The sequence below is a fragment of the Neisseria sp. P0022.S010 genome, assembly GCF_051956635.1.
Map to the genome: position 1 here is coordinate 1 of NZ_JBQCXF010000144.1, position 6,971 is coordinate 6,971.

The 6,971-nt window shown below is 52.0% G+C and carries 5 protein-coding genes; all 5 read left to right on the plus strand.

What is annotated here, in order from left to right:
• Positions 1–814: DegT/DnrJ/EryC1/StrS family aminotransferase (locus ACTHUT_RS12000; RefSeq protein WP_440418827.1), on the plus strand; the 814-nt coding region annotated here is incomplete at its 5' end.
• A gap of 108 nt (positions 815–922) precedes the next feature.
• Positions 923–2,824 carry a polysaccharide biosynthesis protein gene (locus tag ACTHUT_RS12005; protein WP_440418828.1) on the plus strand — a complete coding sequence of 634 codons (1,902 nt, stop codon included), beginning with the start codon at positions 923–925 and terminating at the stop codon, positions 2,822–2,824.
• A 43-nt stretch (positions 2,825–2,867) separates the two neighbouring features.
• On the plus strand, positions 2,868–3,995 hold the full coding sequence (locus ACTHUT_RS12010; RefSeq protein WP_003684536.1) for a polysaccharide export protein: 1,128 nt from the start codon (positions 2,868–2,870) through the stop codon (positions 3,993–3,995).
• Between the two features lie 171 nt (positions 3,996–4,166).
• Positions 4,167–4,616 carry a low molecular weight protein-tyrosine-phosphatase gene (locus ACTHUT_RS12015; RefSeq protein ID WP_049328305.1) on the plus strand — a complete coding sequence of 150 codons (450 nt, stop codon included), beginning with the start codon at positions 4,167–4,169 and terminating at the stop codon, positions 4,614–4,616.
• 26 nt (positions 4,617–4,642) lie between these two features.
• A complete protein-coding gene (locus tag ACTHUT_RS12020) occupies positions 4,643–6,802 on the plus strand; it encodes a polysaccharide biosynthesis tyrosine autokinase (protein WP_250599546.1) in 2,160 nt (719 codons plus the stop codon).
• Positions 6,803–6,971: the final 169 nt, after the last annotated feature.

The window sequence follows — 6,971 nt, forward strand, 5'->3', positions numbered from 1 at the left end:
TCTCGTGGGCTTGGGGAGGGGTGGGAGGGACCAGGCCGGTATGCCTGCCGAAATGGACGACATCATGGCTTTGGCCAAAGAACATAACTTGTGGGTTATCGAAGACTGCGCCCAAGCGCAGGGTGCGAAATACAAAGGCAAATCCGTCGGCTCTATCGGCCACGTCGGTGCTTGGTCGTTCTGCCAAGACAAAATCATGACCACCGGCGGCGAAGGCGGCATGGTAACCACCAACGACAAAGAGCTGTGGAGCAAAATGTGGTCGTACAAAGACCACGGCAAAAGCTATGATGCCGTGTACCACCGCGAACACGCTCCCGGCTTCCGCTGGCTGCACGAAAGCTTCGGCACCAACTGGCGCATGATGGAAATGCAGGCTGTCATCGGCCGCATCCAGCTCAAACGTATGCCCGAATGGACTGCCCGCCGCCAAGCGCACGCCGCCAAGCTGGCAGAAAGTTTGGGCAAGTTCGCCGGCATCCGCCTGATTGAAGTCGCCGACTACATCGAACACGCGCAATACAAGTTCTACGCCTTTGTCAAACCCGAACACTTAAAAGACGGCTGGACGCGCGACCGCATCGTCAATGAGCTGAATGCGCGCAAAGTCCCATGCTATCAAGGCAGCTGCTCCGAAGTGTATTTGGAAAAAGCCTTTGATAACACGCCTTGGCGTCCGAAAGAGCGTTTGAAAAACGCTGTCGAGTTGGGCGACACCAGCCTGATGTTCTTGGTGCACCCAACCCTGACTGATGAAGAAATTGCGTTCTGCAAAGAAAACATCGAAGCCGTATTGACTGAAGCCACGGCATAATCATTTTCAGACGGCCTGCAACTTCAGGCCATCTAAAAAAATAAAACAGCCTGCTTCAAACAATCCGTACCAAGCCACATTACAACACTCAGACACAAGAAATATAAAATGAACTTGGAAACCCTGCTGGCTCTGCCGCGCAACCTTAAAAAAGCCTTCTTCGTCATTCACGATATCTTGATGATATTCGTGGCGTTTTGGTTTGCTCAAAGCCTCAAAGTACAATATTCCGACGAATGGTTGAGCATCGCCAACTGGCTGGCTTTTGGTAGCACCGCTGTGCTGACCATCATCCTTTTCATCCGTATCGGCCTCTATCGCGCCGTCACACGCTTCGTCAGCATCCGCGTCCTGACTTCAGCCGCATTCGGCAGCATCATTTCAGCGGTCTTGTTCTGCCTAACCACCCTGATTTTTGAACGAAAACTGCACCTTGCCCTGCCCATCGTCTATTTCTTGGTCTTGGTGGTCGGCGTAACCAGCTCGCGCATGATCCTGCGCGCGATTCTGACCGATCATCACCGCAAACAGATGACCCCCGTCATCATCTACGGTGCAGGCCAATCCGGCCGCCAGTTGTTGGAAGCCATCAAACAGGTTAACGAATACTCGGCCATTGCCTTTGTCGATGACAACCCGAAAATCCAACGTACCGTCATCTATGATCTTGCCGTCTACAACCCCAATGAAATCCCGATGCTGATCAGCCGCTACGGCGTCCGCAAAATTCTGCTGGCGATTCCAAGTTCTACGCCTGAAGAACGCAAAGACATCATCCGCCGCCTCGAAGCATACAAATGCGAAGTCCTGACCATTCCGGGCATGAAAGATTTGGTCGACGGCAAAATCAACGTCAGCTCATTGAAAAAAATCTCTGTGGTCGATTTGCTCGGCCGCGCCCCTGTGGCACCGCGCCCTGAATTGATGAGCGCCGACATCAGCGACAAAGTCGTGATGGTGACCGGCGCAGGCGGTTCTATCGGCTCCGAACTTTGCCGTCAGATTCTCAACTGCCGTCCGACCAAACTGCTGTTGTTTGAATTGTCCGAATTTGCCCTGTACAGCATAGACAAAGAATTGCGCGAAACCCAAGCCGCGCAAGGCAGTCAAGTCGAAGTCGTACCGCTTTTGGGTTCGGTTCAAAACAAAGAACGCCTTAGCAGCATCATGAAGGCCTATCACGTCGACACCGTCTATCATGCCGCGGCCTACAAACACGTCCCTATGGTTGAGTTCAACACCATCGAAGGCATTCAAAACAACGTGTTCGGCACACTCTGCTGCGCGCAGGCCGCCGTAGATGCGGGCGTTTCCACCTTTGTTTTGATTTCCACTGACAAAGCCGTTCGTCCGACCAACACCATGGGCGCCAGCAAACGCATGGCCGAACTCTGCCTGCAAGCGCTTGCCGCTGAGCCGGAGCAAAAAACACGCTTCTGCATGGTGCGTTTCGGCAATGTATTGGGTTCGTCCGGCTCCGTTGTCCCTGTATTTGAAAAACAAATTGCTGAAGGCGGTCCGATTACCCTGACCCATCAAGACATTACCCGCTACTTCATGACCATTCCCGAAGCAGCGCAACTGGTTATCCAAGCCGGTGCAATGGGTAAAGGCGGCGACGTATTCGTCCTCGACATGGGCGAATCCGTCAAAATCATCGACCTTGCCCGTCAAATGATTGTCCTCAGCGGCCTCAAAGTCAAAGACGAGCAACACCCACACGGCGACATCGAAATCAAGATTACCGGCCTGCGCCCGGGCGAGAAACTTTATGAAGAACTGCTCATCGGCAACGAGGTACAAAAAACCACTCATCCCCGTATTATGACCGCCAGTGAAGTAATGCTTCCATGGACGCAATTATCTGACATACTGTCGGAACTCCATACTGCCTGTCTCCAAAGCGACCAAAACAGCCTGCGCCAGCTTCTGCTGCGCGCACCGACAGGCTTCGTATCTAAAGACGGTATCTGCGACTTGGTTTGGCAACAAAACAATAAGGCCGTCTGAACATTTTCAGACGGCCCGGACACCATCCCGCAAGGACTACTACATGAAAAAAACGCTCTCCCTGCTTACTCTATTCGCACTGACTGCCTGTAACAGCACGACAGTCATTCCTGGTTCAACCATCAAAACCAGAACCAAAACCATTGTTTACACCGACACCGACACCGCAGCCGACACCAACCTTGACAGCCGCGTTGCCGTTTACCCCATCACGCCCAACCTGATTGAAAAAATGCGTAAGCCGCCTGTACTTTCCCAAAACAACCAAGGTTTGGAGCAAAGCAAAAGCGCTTACCGCTACCGCATCGGCAGCGGCGACGTCCTCAATATCATGGTTTGGGCGCACTCCGACCTTAACTCCCCTATCCAGCAAAGCAACCCGCAAACCAACCAAGTCAGCCGCGGGGCCTGGGTAGATGAGGGCGGTTATATTACTTACCCGCTGGCAGGCAAAATTCAAGCCAAAGACAAAACTTTGGACGAATTGCAAAACACCCTGACCAACCTTCTGAAACGCTACATCAAAAACCCTCAAGTAGCCATCAACGTTACCGAATTCCGTTCGCAACGCATTTCAGTATCCGGTGCCATCAACCAAGCAGGTCAGCTGCCGATTACCAATATCCCGATGACCATTTTGGATGCCATCAACCAAGCAGGCGGCGTTACCCAAAGTGCCGACACCCAACACATCAAATGGACGCACAACGGCGTCGACCGCACCATCTCCCTGCAAGACATGCTGCAATACGGCGATATGTCGCAAAACCATCTTCTCAGCCATGGCGACATCGTTTACGTTCCTAACAGCAGCAACAACAAAATCTACATCATGGGCGAAGTCGGCAAACAAGCCACACTGCCGATCGGCAATCACGGCCTCAACCTGACCCAAGCGCTCGGAGAAGTCGGCGGCATGAACCAAAACTATGCTGACGCAACCGGCGTATTCGTAATCCGCCGCGCACCAGAAGACGCGGCCAAACCTATCCACATCTATCAGCTCAACCTGAAAGATGCGACTTCTTACGCATTGGGCAGCGAATTCAAACTGCGTTCGGAAGATACCGTTTACGTTACCGCCGCCCCGGTTACCCGTTGGAACCGCGTAATGTCACAAATTACCAACTCCATCAGCAACGTCAACACCCTCGACAATACGTTTAGATAAACAGTGGTTCCTGCCGTCAGACCCTTGTTTGACAGCAGGATACAAAATCACGCACAATCCAAGCTAATTACATAAACGGCATACAAAAGCCGTACACACCGCACAAACGGAAAAGCAGTATCTTATCGTCTGACTCACGTTTTTTTCAGACCATAAACCGAAAACAATATCATGTACCACAACATACTCATCGTCTGCCTAGGCAACATCTGCCGCTCCCCCACTGCAGAGCGGATCATGCAGAAAAAACTACCCGGCCATCAAATCAGCAGCGCCGGCATAAAAGCACTGGCAGGTAAGGATGCCGATTTCCAGGCCATTAAAACCGCACTCAAACACGGCGTCATCGTTGCAGGCCATACGCCACGCCAACTGACCGCCCCGATGTGCGAACAGGCCGATTTGATTCTCGTCATGGAGCCCAGTCAAATCGATATGGTGGCCGACATCCATCCGCCGGCACGCAGCAAAACCATGCTGTTTGCCCAATGGTTGCCTAAAAAAACCATACCTGACCCATACAAACAAAGCAGCGAAATGTTTGAAGCCGTTTTTGAACAGCTCAATGCTGCCGCAGACACTTGGAAAACCAAACTAAACGGAAAAACTCAACCGGTATAAAACCGGCATGAACAAGAAAGCAAGCAATGAAAAAAACGACCTACACACCTTACAGCGCAGACAACGACGAAATCGACTTCGGCCAACAGCTGCGCGTAATTTGGACAAATAAATACAAAATCCTCGCCGCCCTGCTTGCAGGCGGCATTCTTGGCGCAGCCTTCAGCCTGGCATCCACTCCGCAATACCGTGCCGACGCCATGCTGGAAATTGAAACGCGACAAAACCAAATCCTGACCGAAATCAACAGCATCTTCAACAATCAAACCACGCCGTCTGAAGCAGAAGTCGAGCTGGTTCAATCACGCTTGGTACTGGGTAAAACCGTTGACGACCTTCAGCTGGACCAAGAAGTCAAAGCCAAATATACACCCGTTATCGGCAGCCTGATGCACAACATCAGCGGCGACCCCGATCCCAAACTGACCGTCGGCAGCTTTACCGTACAAGACGAATGGTTCAACAAAACCTTCACGCTGACCGCCAAGAGCAACAAAGCCTATACCCTTACCCTGCCTGACAAACGCGTTGTAGAAGGCAAGGTCGGCGTACCTCTGAAAATCAACAATCAAACCACCCTCAAAATCGATCAAATCTTAGCCAATCCGGGTCAAGAATTTGCGTTGACCAAGTTCTCGCGCATCAGCGCCATCGAAAACATCCAAAACAAACTGGCGGTCATCAGCAAAGGTAAAACCAGCCCCATCATCAACCTTACCTTTACCGGCACTGACCCTAAACGTACCAGTGTCATCCTCAACAGCATTGCCGACAACTACGTTGCGCAAAACCGCGAACGCGACGTCCAAGTTGCATCCAGCGGTTTGGCCTTCATCAGCGAAGAATTGCCACGCTTGAAAGAAACCTTGCAAGACGCTGAAAACAAACTCAATGCCTACCGCCAACAATCAGGCTCCCTCGACATTCCGCTCGAGTCCAAAGGTGCATTGGAAAGCCTGACCGGCATCGAAACCCAAATTACCCTGCTCAAAACCGAAGAAGCAGGCTTGGCCGAGCTGTACACGCCGGAACACCCTTCCTATAAAGCCGTATTGGACAAACTTGCCGTCCTCGAGCGCGCTAAAAACAAAATCAACCAACAAATCGCCGAGTTGCCGAATACCCAACAAGAAGTTATCCGCCTGACCCGCGACGTAGAAACTAACCAAGCAACCTACGTCCAACTGTTGAGCAAACAACAAGAACTCAACATTATGAAAGCCAGTGCGCAAGGTAATGTCCGCATCGTCGATTATGCCTATGTCCCTGAAAACCCAGTTGCTCCGCGCAAAGCCGTCATCACACTCCTGAGCGCACTTGCCGCAGGCTCATTGACCGCTTTGTGGCTGATGATTCGCAACCGTATGAAAAACGGCATTACTTCGTCCGAAGAAATCGAAAACCTCAATTTGGAAGTCGTCGCTCTTGTTCCGCACTCCAAAACCCAGCAAAAACGCGACTTCTTCAAAAGCAAATTCAAGAAAACCGGTGGCCGTTCCAACTATCTGCTGGCCAGCGAAGACCGCGCCGACACGGCCGTCGAAGCCATCCGCGCCCTGCGCACCAATATCTACTTCTCCATGCTGGACGCGCCTAACAACGTCCTCATGATTACCGGTGCCGCGCCTGAAGCAGGTAAATCCTTTATCTCCGCCAACCTTGCCACCGTAATGGCGCAGTCGGGCAAACGCGTTCTGCTTATCGATACCGATATGCGCAAAGGCTACCTCGACCGACTCTTCGGCCTTACCCCCGAGTTCGGCTTGTCTGACATCCTTAACGGCAAAGCAGCTCCGGCTAAAGCCGTACAAGAAACCGGCATTGAAAACCTCCACCTCATCAGCAGCGGCAGCTATCCTAGCAATCCGTCTGAGCTTTTGATGGACAACCGTTTCAACGAGTTGCTAGCCAACGCTAGCCAACGCTACGACTACGTCATCTTGGACACGCCGCCCGTATTGGCCGTGACCGACGCCGTCATCATCGGCCAACATGCAGGCACCGTCCTGATGATCAGCCGTTATGCACATACGCGTGCACGAGAGCTTGAGGCCAGCGTTGAGCGCCTCAAACAAAACCACATCAACATCAAAGGTGTCGTCCTCAACGGCATGAAGCGCGAAGCCAACAACAGCTACGACTACTACGCCTACGATGCCTACCATTCCGGTAACAATAAATCATAAACCGAAGCAGGCCGTCTGAACTTTCAGACGGCCTAAGGCTTTTTAAACGGCACAAAATATTTTTCACAAACGCCGCCCTTGCACCCCAAAGCCGTTTGTTTTAAAGTAAGCCCCGTTCCCATATGGAAGAGAAACATGAAAATTACCGTCATCGGCGCAGGTTCGTGGG

Coding starts and splice junctions, on each gene's coding strand:
- ACTHUT_RS12005 (WP_440418828.1), top strand. CDS start 923: ATGAACTTGGAAACCCTGCTGGCTCTGCCGCGCAACCTTAAAAAAGCC.
- ACTHUT_RS12010 (WP_003684536.1), top strand. CDS start 2,868: ATGAAAAAAACGCTCTCCCTGCTTACTCTATTCGCACTGACTGCCTGT.
- ACTHUT_RS12015 (WP_049328305.1), top strand. CDS start 4,167: ATGTACCACAACATACTCATCGTCTGCCTAGGCAACATCTGCCGCTCC.
- ACTHUT_RS12020 (WP_250599546.1), top strand. CDS start 4,643: ATGAAAAAAACGACCTACACACCTTACAGCGCAGACAACGACGAAATC.